This is a genomic window from Paenibacillus sp. 2KB_20, assembly GCF_052115765.1.
In the GTDB taxonomy this organism is placed as follows: domain Bacteria; phylum Bacillota; class Bacilli; order Paenibacillales; family Paenibacillaceae; genus Paenibacillus_AQ.
This window is the reverse complement of the sequence record NZ_JBFRHH010000012.1, coordinates 1-18,229: the sequence shown is the minus strand read 5'-3', so window position 1 is coordinate 18,229 and position 18,229 is coordinate 1. Positions and strand designations below refer to the sequence as shown.

14 protein-coding genes and 1 pseudogene are annotated in these 18,229 nt (G+C 47.4%); 14 read left to right on the top strand and 1 reads right to left on the bottom strand.

The annotated features are described in order from the left end of the window. Positions 1-2 precede the first annotated feature (2 nt). Both AB4124_RS26285 and AB4124_RS26280 read left to right on the top strand, forming a co-directional pair. Positions 3-806, top strand: a complete 804-nt coding sequence (locus tag AB4124_RS26285) for an ABC transporter permease (protein WP_379406152.1) — start codon at positions 3-5, stop codon at positions 804-806. Between the two features lie 138 nt (positions 807-944). After that, positions 945-2,036 (top strand): hypothetical protein, encoded by a 1,092-nt coding sequence (locus AB4124_RS26280; RefSeq protein WP_441974660.1) that lies wholly within the window; start codon positions 945-947, stop codon positions 2,034-2,036. A gap of 112 nt (positions 2,037-2,148) precedes the next feature. On the opposite strand, the gene AB4124_RS26275 is transcribed toward AB4124_RS26280, so the two are convergent. Next, entirely contained in the window at positions 2,149-2,763 is a 615-nt protein-coding gene (locus AB4124_RS26275) for a TetR/AcrR family transcriptional regulator (RefSeq protein WP_441974659.1), read from the bottom strand. Between the two features lie 126 nt (positions 2,764-2,889). Between AB4124_RS26275 and AB4124_RS26270 the strand changes: the two genes are divergently transcribed. From AB4124_RS26270 to AB4124_RS26215, 12 genes and pseudogenes are all read left to right on the top strand, one after another. Continuing rightward, positions 2,890-4,095, top strand: a complete 1,206-nt coding sequence (locus tag AB4124_RS26270; RefSeq protein WP_441974658.1) for an MFS transporter — start codon at positions 2,890-2,892, stop codon at positions 4,093-4,095. A 366-nt stretch (positions 4,096-4,461) separates the two neighbouring features. After that, entirely contained in the window at positions 4,462-5,454 is a 993-nt protein-coding gene (locus tag AB4124_RS26265; protein WP_441974657.1) for a phosphotransferase enzyme family protein, read from the top strand. Positions 5,455-5,531: 77 nt separating this feature from the next. Beyond that, positions 5,532-6,119 carry a phosphoglycerate mutase family protein gene (locus AB4124_RS26260; RefSeq protein ID WP_430112532.1) on the top strand — a complete coding sequence of 196 codons (588 nt, stop codon included), beginning with the start codon at positions 5,532-5,534 and terminating at the stop codon, positions 6,117-6,119. 234 nt (positions 6,120-6,353) lie between these two features. Beyond that, entirely contained in the window at positions 6,354-6,662 is a 309-nt protein-coding gene (locus AB4124_RS26255) for a hypothetical protein (protein WP_256720450.1), read from the top strand. A gap of 186 nt (positions 6,663-6,848) precedes the next feature. Continuing rightward, on the top strand, positions 6,849-7,433 hold the full coding sequence (locus AB4124_RS26250) for a TetR/AcrR family transcriptional regulator (protein ID WP_430112438.1): 585 nt from the start codon (positions 6,849-6,851) through the stop codon (positions 7,431-7,433). A 142-nt stretch (positions 7,434-7,575) separates the two neighbouring features. Continuing rightward, positions 7,576-8,784, top strand: a complete 1,209-nt coding sequence (locus tag AB4124_RS26245; protein ID WP_441974656.1) for an MFS transporter — start codon at positions 7,576-7,578, stop codon at positions 8,782-8,784. A gap of 81 nt (positions 8,785-8,865) precedes the next feature. After that, positions 8,866-9,462: pseudogene (locus AB4124_RS26240) on the top strand (aldo/keto reductase); the annotation flags it as partial. Between the two features lie 104 nt (positions 9,463-9,566). Then, entirely contained in the window at positions 9,567-10,334 is a 768-nt protein-coding gene (locus AB4124_RS26235) for a DeoR/GlpR family DNA-binding transcription regulator (protein WP_422759471.1), read from the top strand. Positions 10,335-10,598: 264 nt separating this feature from the next. After that, the gene (locus AB4124_RS26230; RefSeq protein WP_441974655.1) at positions 10,599-11,417 is read left to right on the top strand and encodes an MBL fold metallo-hydrolase; all 819 of its coding nucleotides are present in this window, start codon (positions 10,599-10,601) and stop codon (positions 11,415-11,417) included. After that, the gene (locus tag AB4124_RS26225; protein ID WP_441974654.1) at positions 11,414-12,661 is read left to right on the top strand and encodes an MFS transporter; all 1,248 of its coding nucleotides are present in this window, start codon (positions 11,414-11,416) and stop codon (positions 12,659-12,661) included. The genes AB4124_RS26230 and AB4124_RS26225 overlap by 4 nt, the downstream gene beginning before the upstream one ends. Then, on the top strand, positions 12,636-13,607 hold the full coding sequence (locus tag AB4124_RS26220; RefSeq protein WP_441974653.1) for a metallophosphoesterase family protein: 972 nt from the start codon (positions 12,636-12,638) through the stop codon (positions 13,605-13,607). Before AB4124_RS26225 ends, AB4124_RS26220 begins: the two co-directional genes overlap by 26 nt. Positions 13,608-13,929: 322 nt before the next feature. Beyond that, positions 13,930-17,871, top strand: coding sequence for a polysaccharide lyase family 8 super-sandwich domain-containing protein (locus AB4124_RS26215; RefSeq protein ID WP_441974652.1), 3,942 nt, complete (start codon positions 13,930-13,932; stop codon positions 17,869-17,871). Positions 17,872-18,229 lie beyond the last annotated feature (358 nt).

Below are 18,229 nucleotides of genomic sequence, written 5' to 3'. Positions count from 1 at the left end.
GTATGTTTAAAAACGCGAGGAAATACATGCGGCTGTACGGTTTATTTATCAAAAATTGCCTCATCGCTCAAATGGAGTTTCGGGGCAATTTTATGATGAGCCTGCTGGTCGAATCCGTCTACCTGCTCGCCAAGCTGTTATATGTGCTCGTCGTGTTCCGCACCGATCTTCATGTAGATGGCATACCGCCCGAAGGGCTGCTTCTATTTATAGGCATGCATACGGTGGTGACCGGAATTTATGTCGGCCTGTTTTTTACAAATTTCATGAAAATTCCCGAATATATTAAGGACGGTTCGCTTGATTTAATGCTGACGAAGCCGGTATCTCTTCAGTTCATGGCTTCCTTGCGTTACGTCGATTTGGCGCTGCCGATCCCCGATATTCTGGTTGGGTTCGTCATGGTCGGTATCGGCTGGCATGCCATGGATATTCCGCTGACGTTCCTGCAGCTCGCGGGGTTTGCCCTGCTGCTGCTCGTCTCTGTTATCATCACATACTGCCTGATGATTATCCCGGCGCTGCTGTCATTCTGGTTCGTCCAGACGGGCTCCGTATCCGAGATCGCCCATTCCATTTGGGACGCCAACAATTTCCCTATGGCTATTTACCCGACCTGGGTCCGGCGGATCGGAACCTTTGTTATTCCTCTATTCCTCATTACCAATTTCGGACCGATGTTTCTGCTTGAGCAGCTCAACTGGCTGCATGTGGGACTGGCGCTGGCCGCTTCACTTCTGCTCTTCGCAGCTGTACGGCTGCTCTGGAAACAAGCCGTAAAAGGATACAGCAGCGCGAGCAGTTAAGCCAGCAGTTTAGTGGGTCTGAATGAATGCCAAGCTTGCATCCTTGCATGAGGAATAAGAGTAGATGCGCCCGGGCTCAATCGCACCGAACACTGCTGGTCAGGATTCCGGATCACTTGTCAGAAAGGGGAGAATCAGATGAACGCGTTTCAGCTTCCGGTGGTGAATCCGCCGCTTAAAGGATTTTTGCGGTGGGCTTACACACTCTCGATCACCAGCATCCACGAAGAAACGATGCCTTGGTATTACAGCAATTTTATCCAGATGTTTTGCAAAAAAAACTTTCTGGAGGACGGCAGGCAGTATTATGTCGATTTTTTTCGGGGCAAGCCCAACGAACTGAATTTCAACAACCCGTTTCTTCTCACCTGCTCGGTCAATTATACGATTCTGGAGAGTTTGGCATTGGACGCCTGGCCGAGATTTTTCGCGGATCAGATCCAAAACGGCTATTATTGCGTTGTGTTTTTGGACGAAGCCAGGCTATCGCCGGCGGCCTCCTATCAGAAGGAGCCGTTCCCACATCATCTTTTTCTATATGGTTTCGATTGGGACGAAAGTGTCTTCTATGCGTCGATGTTCGATCATACGGGAGTTTACCGCAATTTGCAGATCTCGTTCCGGGAGTTCCAGGACGCCGTTCAGTCCATGAGACATCTTCTAAAGGAGAGGCTCACGGCCGACCATCATACGTACTTTTATAAATATGAGCCGCATTCTCCATATCCTTTTGATAAAACGGCCGCGATTGATCAGCTGCGCGATTATTTAAACGGAGAAACTCATCTCAACCGGATCAATTACAATTCGGACAACGAGGAAGCTTTTGGAATTAAGGTCTACGACTATTTGCAACTGTACTTTGATGCCGTAGAGGGTAACGATTCCCGGCTCGGTGACCGTAACGATGTAAGACACCTTCATGTGCTCTGGGAGCACAAAAAGATGATGAGCGAACGGATTGAATACCTGGTTGATGAGGGGATCATCCCGTATGATGAAGAGCTTGTGGCTGGCTACAAGGATATCACCAAAAGGGCGATGAAGCTGAGAGATCAGTATATTCGTCATGAAATTCGCGAAGATAAAGAAATGTTTGAACGGCTGAGGCTCCGGTTCGATGAGTTCCAAAAGGAAGAGCCTGTTCTCCTGCAAAAACTGATTACGCTGCTCGAAGGCTCGAAGGAGTCACTGGTAAGTACCTGCGGAACCCGATGCGATACATACTAGAAAGCAGACCGGGTATTCAGTAATAAGGGAAGTATTGTTAGAGCAAAACCTGCTAGCCATGGCTAGCAGGTTTTTTTTGTTCATTTTACTTTATGGCTTAATGATGGTCGCGTTAGCCTAACTTCGTCGATAATGAATCCCATATGCTCATCAGTTGAGTAATGGCGGCATCTAGGGCTTCGTATGAAACACCGTCACGTGCTTGCGTCGACATTCCTTGCAGAAATGTTTCGAATAAGGTTACCAGCATGGGGATATCCGTTGAATCCGGCAACTCTTCATTGGCTACGGCCCGCTCTATACAGCCTTTTAGCCAACTGTGGACCCTAGCTCGTTCCTTGGCAAGCATCTCTCGGATGTGTTGTTGCTCGGGTGAACAATTCACAGCGGACAAAATCAACAGACAACCTAGAGGGTGGGAGCCTTCTGTCTGCATTTGAGCCGATCGTCGTAGTCCTTGTTCGATGGCCGTTCTTGATGTCACACTTGTATCCCTGAAACTTTCAGAAACTTGTCCATACGTCGAGATATATTGATCCATTACTTCTCGGAACAGAGATTCTTTTGATTCGAAAGCAGCATAGAAACTCGCTGCAGATATATCGTTCATGGCAGCACGTAACTGAGCAAGCGAAGTGGATTCATAGCCGTGTTCCCAGAACAGAAGCATGGCGGCAGCAACTGCCTCGTCACGATTAAAAGCGCGTGGACGTCCCGTTCGTGCCATATAAATGCCCCTCCTTTATTACTTTTATACTAATCGATCCAGAAGTCCTTGACAAGGGAGAAGGGCGAATTTAATATATGGAATGATCGATCCATAATTAAATTTATCATGAGGGGGAAAAATATTTTGTCTCAATTATCATCTTCCACGGGTACGGCACAAACGGCTATTACGCCTGCCAGACTTCCTTGGTTAGCACTGCTCGCGCTTGCGATGACAGGTTTTATTTGTATCTTTACAGAAACCATTCCAGCCGGTTTACTACCGCATATCTCGGGAGGTTTGAATATTACAACAGGAATGGCCGGACAGCTCGTAACTTCCTATGCTTTGGGTTCCATTGTGGCGGCAATTCCGTTTGCTATGTTTACCGGTGGGATGAGGCGACGTCCGCTTCTGTTAGCTATTATTGTAGGTTTTTTCATCTTCAACTCGATTACCGCACTGTCAAGCAGCTATGCATTAACGCTGGTCGCTCGATTTTTCGCTGGTGTATCTGCCGGTGCCGCATGGGGGATGATTCCCGGATACGCACGTCGTATGGTTCCGGATGCTTTAAGAGGTCGTGCCTTGGCAGTCGCGATGGTTGGTACTCCGATTGCTCTTACGCTAGGCGTGCCGGTTGGCACCTTGCTCGGTGATCTGATCGGTTGGCGACTTGTATTCGGACTCATGTCACTTCTGACTCTCGCACTAATTGGATGGGTTCTGTGGCAGGTGCCGGACTATCCCGGACAGCCTGGAAATCAACGTATGACGATCCGTCAAGTGTTTGTTATGCCCGGCATCCGTCCGGTTCTTATGGTGGTACTGACGTGGATGCTGGCACACAATATTTTATATACGTATATCGCGCCGTTTCTTGAGCCTTTGGGACTGGCTGGGCGTGTTGATCTGATCTTGCTTGTATTTGGAGCGTTCGCACTGATCTCGATCTGGATTGTGGGTCTGTTGATAGATCGACACCTGCGCCTGCTTGTACTACTTAGTCTGTTGGGCTTCCTGCTGGCAGCCGCAGCACTAGGGACGGGCGTCACATCGGCATTCGTCGTTTATGCGGTCGTGGCATTATGGGGATTTACCTTCGGCGGTGCCGCCACCATACTGCAAACAGCGCTTGCCGATGCAAGTGGTGAAGAAGGTGTGGATATCGTAATGCCAATCAATACTACAGTCTGGAATCTGGCCATCGCCGGTGGCGGGATTGTCGGGGGTGCTTTGTTGGAGTTTATTGGAGTCAAGTCGTTTCCGGGAGTGCTGTTGATTCTGCTGCTCATTGCATTGACTATTGCGTGGAGTTCGAAGAAACATGGTTTTCCCAGCAAAACATAAGACTATTTAGGTTTGTTTTTCATGCTGGATAAAACTTGTATAATCCATGTTATGCTATGCTTGTAATATATTAACGTTAATATAGTGATGAAATCGGTAGTAACGGTATATACTCACCTGAAGTAAGTATGCCAGTAAGGATCTTTAAAATTCATAAAGGAGAAACATATAATGAGTATAGAATCAGAACTCTCTTCTCAAATATACCGGCTTGGAGAATGATCCGCTGGTACGAGGAAAAGGGGGAGGTCCTTTAAAATGTATAATCTCACTAGGAGCCGTATATGGGATATATCCTGCACCCCTAATGTTGAGTTAAGTTTCACCCAAGCGATTCGAAATGGGGTTCGTATGAAAGGAGTGCGCATGGACCAAAACATAAAATTAATGTTCTTGGATGAACATGCCATTGAAGGTGCAACTCGGTTCGGAATCAGCCCCAAGGAGCTGACTTTTATTGGAGGATTTCAAAATTTTGTATATTCCTACAATCGCAATCATATGAAATATATCCTCCGTTTCACACCGAGCACTCATCGCACAGATGAAGGACTTGCAGCTGAAATAGAATGGATTCGTTATCTATCAGAGAATGGTCTGGCAGTTTCAGACTCGGTATCTTCGATTAATGGAAAGGACTTTGAACGAATCCAAGGAAATCATATTGATTTCTACGTGACCTCATTCAGATATGCGCCTGGTCGTAAAATCGGATACCCAGAATGCCTAGATAATCCAGTACTTTACGAGCAATGCGGACGCCTGACTGGCCGTCTCCATGAACTGTCGAAGCGTTACAAACAAAAGGCAAATAGACACACATGGGAATGCAATGAATACCTATTACGGGCCAAACATTATATACCTGCAGAGCATCTACCAATTCTTCATGCACTTGATGAACTTAAAAGACATTTGTCCAGTCTCCGTGTTACTACTGATAATTTCGGTTTGATACACGGAGATATCAATGTAGGAAATTTCATGGTAGATGAATCAGGGGAAATAACGCTCTTTGACTTCGATGAATGCCAGTACAGTTGGTATGTCGAAGACATTGCCATCCAGCTTTATTATTTGCTCTACGTATTCGGGGAAGATTCGAAGGCAGAGCGAAAGCTGCAGTACGAACTTTTCATGAAACATTTCGAGCGGGGCTATACAGAGGATGGCCGTCAAATGCCTGACGGCTGGAAGGATCAGCTGGAGCTCTTCCTGAGACTGCGTGAAATTATCGTGGTTGTCGGTATGCACCGGAGTTGGGATCTAAGTCAAGCAGATGGTTGGACCCGTGATTTTTTAAGTGATAGTAGGATGCGGATTCTAAAAGGAATTTCGTTGATCGACGAATTCCAGTAATTTATAAAAGCGAGGAAAAGACGGAACAAGTATGGTTAGATGTTTGAAAAACACTTCATAACTGAAAGGGGTGTGGAATACTGGACATCATTTTTATTCGTCATGGGCAAGGCTTACATAATACAGACATCCCTGACAGACTGAATACAGTGAATCCCCGCTTGACCGAAAAAGGCCGTGAGCAGGTAGCTAAACTGAGGTCAGAATTCTCATTTCATCAAGAGGATGTGTTTATCTCCAGCCCAACATTAAGAACAATTGAGACCACCAATATAGTTACATGTGGATTGAACTCGGCGAAGAAATACGTGACCCCACTCGTTGGACCACGAATGTTTCCGATGCCCTCAAACCCCGAAGCCTTTGTGTTAAAATGTGATATCCACTATCCACTTGGTATGATCGTAACCGACCATTCAGACTATATTGTATTGGAAAAGGATCATCCGGAGTTATGGAAAACGGGAATTAATACGTTGTCTGAATCCGCATTCGCACCACTTGGATTGAGATTGATAAGGTGGATTAAAGCGCTGCGTGTAAAGAGGGTCTTTATCATAACTCATGATGGAACGGTAACGAACTACCGATGCTTGTTAGGTGAAGATGGATTGACAAGGTCTGATTTCTTAGGAGAAGCTGGCTGGTACAAGGTGAAAATATAGCCACACTTTGGATATTGGATAATTCTGGGCTGTGATTGATGTTATAATCAAAGTGGACGCTTTATTTCGACACGAGGGAGGAGATGGCGGCTGAATAAACGCACATGGTATGTCTTTCTGGCAATTTGCGTTTTGATTCTAATCAGCGCGATGATATATTCGGCGTTTCAAAACAGAACATCGTTTAAGGAGATGGTCCTCGATCAGTTGAATGAACCTGGGACTATAAGCCATATGAGCGTCGGGAAAAATCGGTTCCGTCCGAACGAGCAAGTGATAGAAATTACAGATCCCGCAGAGATCGAGCGCATCATGAACACCTTTTCCGAAGTCAAACTGCGTAAAACCAGCAGAGTGGATCACGGTGACGATGAATATGAAGTTTGGTTCCAGGGCCGTAACGGCCCGACCTTCGCCGTATACTTCTTTAGTTCAGACCACGTGCGAATCTATAACGGTTCGAGCAATCATAAAAGGTACAACAGGGAGTATAAAATCGTGAACGACTTCGATTTTGGGGTTATCGAAAATCTATTTAAATGAACGAATGAGGAGGAAGGTCATGGGAAGGTTGACGTTTCTCTTCATTATTTTTGGAACCCCAGGCCGATGTGAGGGTCATTTAATCTACTCGTCCGTATCATTTTTGAATCCTCTTCTGCTGCTTGAGAAAATACTGGACTACTCGTTCCAGTTTGTTTATACTCATGTAGAAAAGGAGGGGTATCAATGGGACGGACCAAGGAATTTGACCGGGAGCAAGTACTGCGCAAGGCCATGATCGTATTTTGGGAAAAAGGATATGAAGCTACAAGCATACCGGATTTACTGGAATCCATGGAGTTGAGCAGATCCAGTATGTACGAAACGTTTCAGGATAAACAGACGCTGTATTACGAGGCCATCCAATATTATAAAAAAATGTCGCAAAAAAAACGCGATCAGATGATACATGCAACTTCTGCGATCGCGGGGATCCGCCAGTATTTCGAGCTGCATATCATGAACGCTTTTGCCACGCACGGCGAAGCTCTCCCCAATGGATGTCTGATTACGAATGCTTCTGTTGGTTTGGATACGGTGGATGAGCCCTTGCAGAATATGATTCGCCAAAGGTTTACGGAATTGGAGCAGCTGTTTTATGAGACGTTAAAGAAAGGGCAAGAAACGGGAGAGATAGCCCCGGAGAAAGATATTAAAATGTTCTCGTACCTTCTGCTGAATCTCAACCATAGCATCAACGTAATGGCCAGGGTCCAGAGCGATATTAATAAAGTCCACCGTATGATGAATGCGGTCTTCGAGATGCTGTAAATCTATTTTTTTTAATCAAACTGGAATGACATTCCGAAAAACAACCCCCTTGAGTTTGAGCATAGGGGGCAAGCTATCTTCATACTGGAATGATCATTCCTATATTGTAATGCAATAGTTCATAAAAAAAGGAGTGCTTAACATGAATGAAAACGCAAAGGAAAGGTTGGAGAAATCCGTTTCTACATGGATCACATTGATTCTTGCTGTTGCCTGTGGGTTGATCGTTGCAAATCTTTATTATACACAACCTTTAATTGAATCGATCAGCTCGGCCATAGGGTTATCTTCGGAAGCCTCAGGTTTGATCGTCACGCTGACTCAAATCGGCTACGGGATCGGCTTGTTATTTATCGTCCCTTTGGGAGACTTGCTCGAAAACCGCAAACTGGTGGTTACGCTGTTGATTCTGACGTCCATTGTATTAATCATCGCCGCTGTGGCACAGAACGCGGCGCTGTTTCTTGCCGCCTCCTTGTTTATAGGCGTGGGGGCCGTCGCGGCCCAGATCCTGATTCCCTATGCGGCGCATCTTTCTCCTGAGGAGACGCGCGGACGTAATGTAGGCAACGTAATGAGCGGTCTGTTTTTGGGAATCATGTTGGCCCGTCCGGTATCAAGTATGGTGGATAAATATTTCGGCTGGCACGCCATTTTTATTATTTCCTCTGCCTTGCTTGTGGTACTGGCTTTGGTTTTAGCAAAAGTTCTTCCCGTAAGGCGGCCGCAAACCGCCGACAATTATCCGGTAATCATCTCGTCCATGCTGCAGCTGCTCAAGTCGACGCCGATTCTGCGGCGCCGCGCACTGTATCACGCGTTTTTGTTCGGTATGTTTAGTCTGTTCTGGACAACGGTTCCGCTCGTTTTAACGAGTCCGGTGTTTCATTTTTCATCAACAGGCGTAGCGCTATTCGCTTTGGCAGGGGTTTCCGGCGCGGCGGTAGCGCCTATAGCTGGCCGCTTTGCAGATAAAGGTCTGATACGTTCGGCAACCGGATTGTCCATCGTGCTGGTGATACTGTCGGGGCTTTTGCCGATTATGTTTCCTGGAGGTTCTATATTCTCTATCGTTATCCTGGTCATTGCTGCCATCCTTCTAGACATGGGCGTTTCAGCCAATATGGTGTTGGGACAGCGAGCGATCTTCGCTTTGGGAGATGAGGTGCGCAGCCGGCTGAACGGCATGTATATGGCGATCTTTTTTGCGGGTGGAGCCATAGGCTCTGCAGTCGGAGGTTGGGCTTACGCCATGGGCGGCTGGAAAGCGGCGATGTGGGTTGGCGTTCTTTTTCCGATCTTGGCATTACTGTACTTTTTTACGGAAAAAAAGGGGCACACGGCGATATAAGCTGAATGACTGTTGATTCTTACAGGAATGTGACATCGATAGGTATGGACAACAGATCTTGGATATCATGCAACGAAAAAAGCGTTTGAGCAAACTTGTCGGAAACTGAATGTTACGTATCTCGATATGTATTTGATTCATTTTGCTGGACCTCATTACGAGAAAGCGTGGGCGGCGATGGAGGATTTGTACATGGAAGGGAGAATTAAAGTCATCGGCGTAGCAAATTTCGAAATTAAGCATTTGAAGCATCTCAATAAGCAATCTCGGATATCACCGATGATCAACCAAATCGAAACGCATCCGGAGTTTCAACAACACGATTTGCATGACTATATGGTTCGTGATCGGATACTGCATGAAGCTTGGGGCCCTCTAGGTCAAGGAAACAAGGCTTTGCTGGAGCATCCGGTTCTCGTTGAGATTGCCCATCATCATCAAAAGTCAGTTGCACAAGTCATATTACGTTGGCATATAAATCGGGGGGTTATTATTATCCCCAAATCGTCAAATTTGCAAAGGATAAAGGAAAACAGCGAAATTTTTGACTTTGATCTGAGCGAGGAAGAAATGGACCGAATCCGGCAGCTAGACACGGGTACACGATATTCCGTTAACCCGACTGGCTACATGATACATCCGATTTACATACAGTTGATGAAGCTATTTGTAAAATAACGCGGTAACACTACAATTGCTCCCGAAACGGTTGAACAGGAGGATTTAATGCTTTTATGGTAAACTTCTAATTAAGAAGTCTAGGCAAGTAAGGAGTGGAGTGGTTGTTTGCTGAGCAGCGGCATCAAATTATTATTCAGAAACTGAATCAGGACAAATCGATCCGAGCGTCAGAGCTCATCGAGCATTTCGGGGTTTCGTTCGAGACGATCAGACGTGACCTCGAATACTTAGAAAGTGAAGGTTACCTGCGGCGGGTGCACGGCGGGGCGATTCTGAAGGAGCCCGACTATAGCCGGGAAATCCCGCTGCCGATCCGCGAATCTATATATATGGAAGAGAAGACGGAGCTTTCTCAAATCGCGGTTCGTTATGTGACCGAAGGGATGTCCATCGCGCTTGACCCAAGTACGACGAACACCCAGATTGCTAAGGCGTTGAAGGCCAAGTTCGATCGATTAACCGTTATTACGAATTCGCTTCCGATCGTGAACGAACTCGTTTCGATGCCAGGTTATACGGTGATTATGACCGGGGGCGTTATTCGTCATCAAGAGCAAAGCATCATCGGCGATCTGGCAGAAGAGTTTACTTCCCGCTTTCATGCGGATTTGTTCTTTATGAGTATGAGCGGGGTTACGTTGGAAGCAGGAATTACCGATAACGCAATCGGCGAAGTCCAAGTGAAAAAAATAATGCACGCGAACGCGAAGCGCTGCATCGCCCTCGCAGACAGCAGCAAGTTCGGACAAAATTCATTTATCAAAGTATGCGGAGTAACCGAGGTCGAACGATTTGTGACGGATTCCAAAATCGACCGGGATATCGTTGATACATTTAGCAAAAGCGGCATCGAAATCGTCTATAAATAATAGAATCCATATGAACGATTTTTGGTTTTCACGAACCAGGGATCGTTTATTTTATGTTTATACTCGGTTTTTTGGTTATAAGTGGTTGTGTTTGTGTGTGTTTATGTGTTAATGGGACAGGTATGATCGGTCAACAGATTTCGTAAGAAAATAGATTGTAAATCATAAATAATTGTATGTGATTGATTGTATATATGTGGTATTATCTGTATTAATCAAGGGTCAAGAAAATAAACGATTGCTTCTCAAAGGGAGGAGAAACCAATGAAAATCCACTTTCTTGGAACAGCTGCAGCGGAAGGATTCCCAAACCCGTTCTGCCGCTGTGACGCCTGCTGCAACGCGAGATCGCTCGGAGGAAAAAACATTCGAACGAGAAGCTCTGTATTGATTGATGGCGTTATCAAGGTTGACTATTCCGCAGATTCGCATATGCAGGCGCTCCGTGATCGGATCGACTTGGGGGCGGTTGAGCATCTATTGTTCACGCATACGCATTACGATCATTTTCAGCCATCGGATCTATACAACCGTATTGAAGGATTTGCGCACGGTATCGATCACCCCTTACATATTTACGGCAACGATTCGGCCATTAACCAGACTATAGCCGCACTTGGGCCGGACGCTGGAGGCAGGTTTGCGTTCCATTTATTGCGCCCGTTCGAGACGATTTCACTCAGCGACACACAAGTCACCCCTTTGCTTGCGAATCATGACCCAATGGAAACTTGTTTGCTGTTTTACATAGAAAAAGGGGGCAAAACGCTGTTTTACGGCAATGACACCGGATGGCTGCATGAGGATACTTGGAAATGGCTTCAAGGCAAAGTGATCGATATGGCGATAATCGATTGCACGCATAGCTTTACGAACAATGATCGAAATCCAAACCATATGGGGATTGAAACTGTGCTTGAGGTTCAGCGCGTGTGGCGGGAAGAAGGTACGCTTGGGAGTAACGGTCTTGTATATGTAACTCATTTTACACATAACTCCGGATTTCTGCATGATGATTTTGAACGCGCTTTCGAACCCGCGGGCATTAAGGTGGCTTACGATGGTCTGATCGTCGACCTATGACGAGTGACAGTAGCAACGCAACTGAACAGCGCCAGATTAGGATTGTCGGCATCGTAACCGCGCTAACCCTCTTTGGCGATTCCATGCTGTACATTGTCCTCCCAGTGTATTGGAAGGAAGCGGGACTGGACGCGCTTTGGCAGGTAGGCGTGCTGTTGTCTGTAAATCGACTAGTAAGGCTGCCCCTGAATCCTGTAATTGGCTGGCTGTATCATCGGATGTCGCTTCGAACCGGTCTGTTCATCTCCGTTTTGTTAGCGGCGCTTACCACATTAGGATACGGCATCTTCAAAGGGTTCGTTCTTTGGATAGCTTTGCGAGCGGTGTGGGGGATTGCGTGGTCCTTGATGCGAATGGGCGGGTATTTGACCGTCATTCGCTACTCCGACGATACGAATCGAGGGCGCTTAATGGGAACGTATAACGGGTTGTGGCGCCTTGGCAGCTTGGTAGGTGTACTGTTCGGAGGGTTGCTTGTGCCCTTCTTCGGGTTACGGTCTGTCTCGATATGGTTTGGCATGATGGCATTGGTCGGACTTCCGTTGATCACGGCATCCATAAACCAAGGGAAAGCTTCCGGGACACATCAAATGGAACTAACTCGTAGTAACATAAATACGGTGTGGTCGCTGCAGGTGAAGAAAATCGTTCTAAGCGGATTAATTATATCATTACTGCACGCCGTGTTCGGCGCGACACTCACGTATCTTATCGATACGAGTTATCCAACGGGGATACCATGGTTCGGATTGATCATTGGCAGTACGGCGTTAGGCGGCGTATTGACAGCGCTGCGCTGTACTTGGGAGCCGTTCTTGGCTCGATGGTTCGGACAGCGTACGGATGGACCGAGAGGAAGGCTGCCTTTATTTATGCTGTCGTTGGCGGGTGCGGCAGCCGGTTACGCATTACTTCCGTGGCAGCTGCCGATCGGTATTTGGATTGTTATTGTCATTTTCGTCATGATTACAAGCACTGCGCTGGGTACGATCATGGACGCTATGGCTTCTGACGCTGCGAAGAGCACATCCGTTATTACAGTCATGACCGCTTATTCCGTATCTACCGATTTAGGGGCGGCGATCGGTCCGACATTGATTTATTGGGTGGTCGGTTTGCAGTATGGCGTGACATCAATGTATTTGGCGTGTGCTGCTGTATTCATTTTGATCGGGTTATGGTATTGGAAAGAATATGCGACAAAGGGGCGGGTATACCTTGGTGAAAAAGCTAAAGTTTCGTGAGGATGGAACGTTTGTCATCGTACAGTTTTCTGATGTAGAGTTTATTGACGCTGAGGACCTGGATCCGGAGACGCCGCTTCTCGACTCGATGACGAAGGCGACGATGGAGAGAATCATTGCGATTGAGCAGCCAGATCTTGTTGTGTTTGCAGGCGACTTAACGGCAAGTGCTAGAAGCAAAGATCCACTTCAATCGTTTCGAAGCGCGGTCGCTGTCGCTGAAGAAAACCGCGTAGCATGGGCGGCTGTGTTTGGCAATCATGACTCGGAAGGGAGCTTGCCTCGAAAGAGAATGCATGAGGAGCAACTCTTACATGAATATTGCGTAGCCCAACCGGATCCTCCGGGGGTTAGCGGAGCGGGAAACTACGTGCTGACGATTAACGATCGGGCGGAGAAGCCAGCGGTCTCGTTGTTTTTCCTCGATAGCGGCGATTACTCACCGATTGAAGCGGTGGGCGGATACGACTGGATACGCCGAGATCAAATCGAATGGTATGTATCCGAATCACGGCAATTGGCCGAACGAAATGGCGGGGCGCCTTTGCCCGCACTGGCTTTTTTCCATATTCCGTTGCCGGAATACGATGAGGTATGGAAGACGAAAGTGTGTGAGGGCCATTGCAGCGAATGGATCAGCTCGCCGAAGGTAAATTCAGGCTTGTTCACCGCCATGGTAGAGATGGGCGATGTGATGGGCACATTCGTCGGACATGACCACTCTAACGATTATTGCGGGACACTCCACGGCATACGTTTATGCTACGGGAGGTCTACTCGTTACGTTAGTTATGTAGATGGTGTGCGTAAAGATAAGTTTCCGACGGGAGCAAGAGTCATTCGATTAAAAGCGGGCGAACGACAGTTCGAGACATGGATCCGCCAGAGCGACGGACTTATCGCGGAATTACCGATACATAAGCCGGTCGCTCAGCTTCATCGATAGTATATCAATAGGGTAGAGTCCTGATTCACTACCTTTTCCACGCAATTTCTCTTCATCCTGAAAATAGAGTTCCTAAAGAGTTAACAATAAGCTGCGAATTTTCTTCCTTTCATACTGAGCCATATTCAATCTGCCTCTTTCTTTTAGAATGTTGTCTTGACGCCACCATGCTATCTGAGGGATTGAACGTGGCTTTTTTCTCGATATTGTGAATAGCGGATGTCCGCATGAAAGGGGGTGATGCAACGGACGGAATTCATACCAAAGGATGCTGGTGTTATCAATCAGTAGTTTAAATTGAGAGTTGGAAGGAGATATTGTGATGAGCTTGCGTTGGCGGAAATTCACTGTGGTTTCTCTTCTTACCAGTTTAGTGCTGTATCCCATTTTGTTGTTTGCCGGACCAGTACAAGCATCAACCGCTGCAGACGAGTACGATTTGCTGAGGGAGAGGTGGCATGTATATTTGACTGGGGGGACGGCAATTGATACGTCCGACCCGGAAATTGCAGCGAAAATCAGTCTAATCGAAACAAACGCGAACAAGTACTGGGCAGCGATGAACAAAAACGCCGGGCGAACTTATTTGTGGAGTGATTTGGCGAACTGGAGCGTTTCCAGTACGATTTCATCCAACTATGTAAGGCTGAAGGAAATGGCACTGGCCTATGCTACAACAGGATCATCCCTGAAAGGAAATGAGCAGCTAGCTGCTGACATTCTGAGTGGACTGGACTGGATGTATGCTAACAAATATAACGAAACGAAGGGTGAAACGGGCAATTGGTGGGATTGGGAGATCGGCGTGCCGATGAACCTGACGGATGCGATGATTTTAATTTATGATCAAATGTCCGCAACGCAAAAAACAAACTACACGAAGGCATTGGACAAATTCGTTCCGGATCCAACCTATCGTACAAATTCCCCTTCACTCCAAGAAACGGGTGCGAATCGGCTTGATAAAGCGCTGATTGTCTCTTTGCGCGGCGTGCTGAATAAGACGGATGCCAAGATGGCTCAAGGCCGTGATGCGATCAGCCAGGTGTTGTTGTATGTGCAGAGCAGGGACGGGTTTTACGAGGATGGGTCGTTTATCCAACATGACTATGTCGCGTATACAGGAAGCTACGGTGCCGTTCTGCTCGAAGACATGGCGAAGCTGCTGTACCTCCTTGGCGGTTCGAGTTGGGACGTTACGGACCCGAATATCGCTAATGTCATTCGTTGGGTAACAGAGGCGTATCGCCCTTTTCTGTATAAAGGCGCCATGATGGATACGGTACGAGGACGTGCGATATCGCGCGAAGCATCACAGGATCATCAGGCGGGACGGAAAATATTGGCTTCACTCGTCATGCTGGCCGACGGCCTGAACGCTCGGGATGCTGCGACGGTACGCCAAATTGCTAAAGGCCAAATGATGTCGGATACAACGTTCCCGAGTTATACGGAGGGGCTGTCCATCTTCAGTATCGGCAAAATAAAAGCATTGATGGGCGATCCATCCGTTGAACCCGCTGGCGATATGATCGATACGCATATATTCGCTGGTATGGATCGCGCCGTACACTTAAGGCCTGAATTCGGACTGGCGCTTGGTTTGTTCTCAACGCGCATTTCTGCTTTTGAATATGGTAACGGCGAAAATTCCAAGCCATGGTGGCAAGGCGCAGGTGCCGCATATTTGTACAACACGGATCAGACGCAGTTTTCAGGAGCCTATTGGCCAACGATCAATCCGGTGAGATTGCCGGGAACGACTACGGACGGCTCTACGAGCAGCGTGGGCTCTTTCAGCTTTAAATTCAATACGTCGAATTGGGTAGGAGGCTCATCGATTGATGGCCCTTACGGAACGGTTGGTATGGAACTTTCGATGTCGAAAAATACGGGTACTCCGTTATCAGGCAAAAAGTCATGGTTTCTATTCGGCGATAAATATATAGCGCTCGGATCCGACATTTCGAGTACTGGAGGTCGCGCTGTAGAGACGATCGTTGAAAATCGGAAGCTGAATGAGAGCGGGTCAAATACGTTGACGGTGGATGGAACGGCTAAGCCTTCAACGACCGGGTGGACGGAAACGATGACAGGCGTACAGTGGGCGCATCTGTCTGGCAGCGTACCGGGATCGGATATCGCGTACGTATTCCCTGGAGGAGCGACAGTTCGTGGTCTACGTGAAACGCGTTCCGGATCCTGGAAGGATATAAACACCGATGGAAGCGATAAGATGGTATCCGCACAATACGCAAGCCTCGCGCTGAATCACGGCGTCGATCCGGTGCAAGCCTCCTATGCATATGCCGTTTATCCGGGAGCGTCGACGACTGAGGCAGCAGACTATGCGGCAGACCCTAGCTTCACCGTATTGAAAAACACAGGAAACGTACAGGCGGTCATGGATACCGCGGATCAAATGGCGGTCGGAGCAAACTTTTGGACGGATTCGATTGAAACCGTTCAAGTGAACGGAGCAGATTACTTGACAAGTAATAAGAAAGCATCCGTCACCATTGTCGAGAACGGAAATGAGCTGCAAATCGGGGTTTCAGACCCGACAAAAGCAAACGGTGGCACCATTGAAGTCGAACTTCACCGTGCAACAACCGGCGCGCTGCTGCTTGATCCAGGCGTTACAGTGAAACAGTTTTCTCCGACTACGATATTGGAAGTGAATACGGCAGGAGCGATTGGAACAACGTTCCTGGCTAAGCTGAGTACAGGGTCAACGACGCCGCCAGCGGCGCCTCAATTGATCGAAGCCTTGCCAGGACCCGGTTCAGCTACGCTGAAATGGAACGCCAGCGCCGGAGCTGCCGGCTACCGCATTTATTACGGGACAGCGCCCGGCAGTTATTCGAAAACCGTGGATATATCGGCAGTCAGCGGCGACAACCAGTATACGGTCACGGGCCTACCCAGTGGGGCAACGTATTATTTTGCGATAAAAGCCCTTAACAGCACTGGTATGGAAAGCGCCGCATCCAATGAATTATCCGTAACGCTTGGTTATGCAATCTTACCTTCCGATGATGCCTACGTTCGCAGCGGGTCTTATGCAAACAGCAACTTTGGCTCTTCCGATCAATTGGTCGTTAAAAACGATCCCAACTCCGGCTACCACCGATACTCTTATTTGAAATTTGATTTATCGCAGCTGCCGGAACAAGTTAAAAGTGCGCAGATCCGTCTGGTTCCGACAAGTGCCGGACTCGCCAACACAAAAGGCGTCGCTTATGAAGTAAGCAATCATACATGGACAGAAAACGGCATTACTTGGAACAATAAGCCTGCTGCCGGCAGCCTGATCGGAAACTGGACTGTCCCGGCAGCCGGAACACCCGTAAGCATTGATGTAACCGCACAAGTGAATGCCGCCTTGGTTGGTGAACGGACGATCGCCGTTCAACTCGCTCAAACGACCAACTACGGCTCGAACGGCTGGATTATTTACGGCTCTAAAGAACATACGGATGCAGCTTACCGGCCTGTGCTTCTGTTCGAACGACAGGATACGGTTCCGCCTGACACGACAGCCACGTTATCCCCGGAACAGCCGGACGGCCACAACGGTTGGTATGTCCATCCTGTAACGTTATCATTGGCCTCTAAGGATCAATTATCGGGGGTAACCGAATCGGTTTACAGCTTGGACGGAGGCAGCTCATGGCAGGCATACACTCAACCCGTTACATTCAGTCAAGACGGTAAATATACGATAAGCTATCAATCAAGGGATGATGCGGGTAACACAGAGCCTGCAAAGACGATTACATTTAGTCTTGATACACGGGCTCCACTTATCATTGTTGGCGATCCGGCAGCAGAAAGCTACAGTATAGATCAAGATTTGTTGCCGCAATTTGTTGTGCACGATGATCTGTCCGGAGTCGATCAGACGAAGACAACGTTGTTGCTTGACGGACAGCCTATGGAGCAAGGCGCAACGATTCCGCTTTATACACTTTCACTGGGCAGTCATTCATTAGAAATTACAGGTTACGATTCAGCAGGAAATATAGGAAGAGCCAGTGTGGACTTTCAAACGACTGCGACTAGCGAATCGTTCAAAGGAATGGTCACAAGATTTGAGAAGGACGGCTGGATTGACAACAACGGTATCGCAAACAGCTTGAGACAAAAGCTCGACAAGGGTGAACTGAACAGTTTCATCCATGAAATTCAAGCACAGAGCGGCAAACATGTTCATAGCGATGCCGCACGCTACTTACTTCAGCATGCACAGGCATTGATTTAGTTAGACAGGAAGAACATAGAATGCCCAATGTTGATTTCTTGTTACGCGTATTGAAAAAGCAACTTTAGAAAATGAGCTCAATAGTTCTTTTTCAACGAGTGAGATGGGATAGCGGTTATTTTATTATGCCGAGTTATTTAATGAAAAGAGTTTTGCTGGTCTACGATAGAAGTTATGAAAGACTTTGAAAGCCGCATTGTATGCGGCTTTCAGATTGTCGAGAAACCCTGTACTTTTTTCAAAGTACAGGGTTTCTTACATATCAAGTGGTCACATCAAAAGGGAAAATAGGGGATTACCCCCTGTTTTCCAGGCGATCCAGGTGGATCGCCATCTTCTTCATATTCTGTACGGCTGC

What these genes read in the sequence shown, in the direction of transcription:
- AB4124_RS26215 (WP_441974652.1), top strand. Translation starts at nt 13,930, where the DNA reads ATGAGCTTGCGTTGGCGGAAATTCACTGTGGTTTCTCTTCTTACCAGT.
- AB4124_RS26280 (WP_441974660.1), top strand. Translation starts at nt 945, where the DNA reads ATGAACGCGTTTCAGCTTCCGGTGGTGAATCCGCCGCTTAAAGGATTT.
- AB4124_RS26250 (WP_430112438.1), top strand. Translation starts at nt 6,849, where the DNA reads ATGGGACGGACCAAGGAATTTGACCGGGAGCAAGTACTGCGCAAGGCC.
- AB4124_RS26265 (WP_441974657.1), top strand. Translation starts at nt 4,462, where the DNA reads ATGGACCAAAACATAAAATTAATGTTCTTGGATGAACATGCCATTGAA.
- AB4124_RS26285 (WP_379406152.1), top strand. Translation starts at nt 3, where the DNA reads ATGTTTAAAAACGCGAGGAAATACATGCGGCTGTACGGTTTATTTATC.
- AB4124_RS26245 (WP_441974656.1), top strand. Translation starts at nt 7,576, where the DNA reads ATGAATGAAAACGCAAAGGAAAGGTTGGAGAAATCCGTTTCTACATGG.
- AB4124_RS26225 (WP_441974654.1), top strand. Translation starts at nt 11,414, where the DNA reads ATGACGAGTGACAGTAGCAACGCAACTGAACAGCGCCAGATTAGGATT.
- AB4124_RS26275 (WP_441974659.1), bottom strand. Translation starts at nt 2,763, where the DNA reads ATGGCACGAACGGGACGTCCACGCGCTTTTAATCGTGACGAGGCAGTT.
- AB4124_RS26255 (WP_256720450.1), top strand. Translation starts at nt 6,354, where the DNA reads ATGAGCGTCGGGAAAAATCGGTTCCGTCCGAACGAGCAAGTGATAGAA.
- AB4124_RS26230 (WP_441974655.1), top strand. Translation starts at nt 10,599, where the DNA reads ATGAAAATCCACTTTCTTGGAACAGCTGCAGCGGAAGGATTCCCAAAC.